This window comes from Pararhizobium sp. DWP1-1-3, from assembly GCF_049896125.1.
Classification (GTDB): Bacteria; Pseudomonadota; Alphaproteobacteria; order Rhizobiales; family Rhizobiaceae; genus Pararhizobium.
In genome coordinates this window covers 1-1,402 of sequence record NZ_JAFCTR010000041.1, presented here as the reverse complement: position 1 = coordinate 1,402, position 1,402 = coordinate 1, and the positions used below count along the sequence as shown (strand labels likewise).

Genomic DNA, 1,402 nt, shown 5'->3' with positions numbered 1-1,402 from the left:
TTCGCAGCTCCCCACGGCTTATCGCAGCGTATCACGTCCTTCATCGCCTGTGCATGCCAAGGCATCCACCAATTGCCCTTATTTCACTTGATCGTTCTCATTGCCAATGCTCATCCTTAGTTGGTCTTGGCAAACCTTACCTTCTCGCTTGCGCTCGAAGGGGTGCCAAGCCTGGCTATACGGACACCTTTCAGTGTGCCGCACCAGTTATCCAACGGATCAGGTTACCTTTTACAACCAAATCCAAATCCAGATGCCATCAACGTGTTCGATATAATCCTCATATGAAGGCACGCCGGTGCACTTCGAGGTCATATCTTAAGACCAGCTTCTCGAGATCTGTCCGGGGATGCGCGGTCAGGCAACATCCATCGACATGTCGTCAGAGGAAGCCAAAAACACCAAAATCCCCGAGGCCCGAAAGCCTCGAAGTCTTGATGGTTCCAACAACCAACAACAAACATGCCTTGAGTAACAAGCTTCCTACCTACCTCCAGCCCCTCCACTGTCTCGGATCGGCTAGACCGTCGACAGCTTTAACAGGACTGGGCTCGGACATCTCGAGCAATTCGTAAGAATTGCGCAAAACACCTGGAAGCTTCCAGACATATCTTCTCTTCACAATGTAATCAGAACAGGCATCAGGCTCGAATGAACCGATGCAAACTTTTATTTCTCTATAAGACAAGGCAAACAATCCGCCAACTACAACACCACAGGCGGTTTTAAAACCGCCGATATGGTGGAGCTTATCGGGATCGAACCGATGACCCCCTGCTTGCAAAGCAGGTGCTCTCCCAGCTGAGCTAAAGCCCCAATTCATTGAACTCTCGCGAGCCACGAACCTGGATCAATCAAACCCAACCGTAATCCACCAAACAGGAGCAAAGCTCCACGCCGATCGTTCGGCGGCCCGTCCGGAGCGCAGCGGCCATAGGCCGCGACAGCGTCAGGACAGAAAGATGGTGGGCCCGGGTAGACTCGAACTACCGACCCCACGCTTATCAAGCGTGTGCTCTAACCAACTGAGCTACGGGCCCATAAGGGTTGAACAACACTGCAGCATCAATCCGGTCAAGGCAACAAAGCCCGACCAGGATCAACACGTCAAAGCGTGGTCCTTGTCTTTTAGAGAAAGAGAAACGTAGACGGCGGTATTCGCCTTACTGCGGTGCTTCTGTATCCAGTGACACTGAAGTCAAAGGACATTCCACATCTCAACAGCGTATGTGTTGCGATGGTCGCCTGACTGGCGCCATCTATGTTCTAAAAAGCGTGACCAGGATGTCCGGTAATCCGTAATCCATGGTCGGCTTCCTTAGAAAGGAGGTGATCCAGCCGCAGGTTCCCCTACGGCTACCTTGTTACGACTTCACCCCAGTCGCTGACCCTACCGTGGTTA

2 tRNA genes and 2 rRNA genes are annotated in these 1,402 nt (G+C 52.2%); all 4 read right to left on the bottom strand.

Annotation, left to right across the window (positions count from 1 at the left end):
• A 23S ribosomal RNA gene (locus ACP7BS_RS29670) occupies positions 1-93 on the bottom strand; the annotation flags it as partial.
• A 647-nt stretch (positions 94-740) separates the two neighbouring features.
• A tRNA-Ala gene (locus ACP7BS_RS29665) sits at positions 741-816 on the bottom strand.
• A 147-nt stretch (positions 817-963) separates the two neighbouring features.
• Positions 964-1,040 (bottom strand) — tRNA-Ile (locus ACP7BS_RS29660).
• A gap of 282 nt (positions 1,041-1,322) precedes the next feature.
• Positions 1,323-1,402, bottom strand: a 16S ribosomal RNA gene (locus ACP7BS_RS29655); the annotation flags it as partial.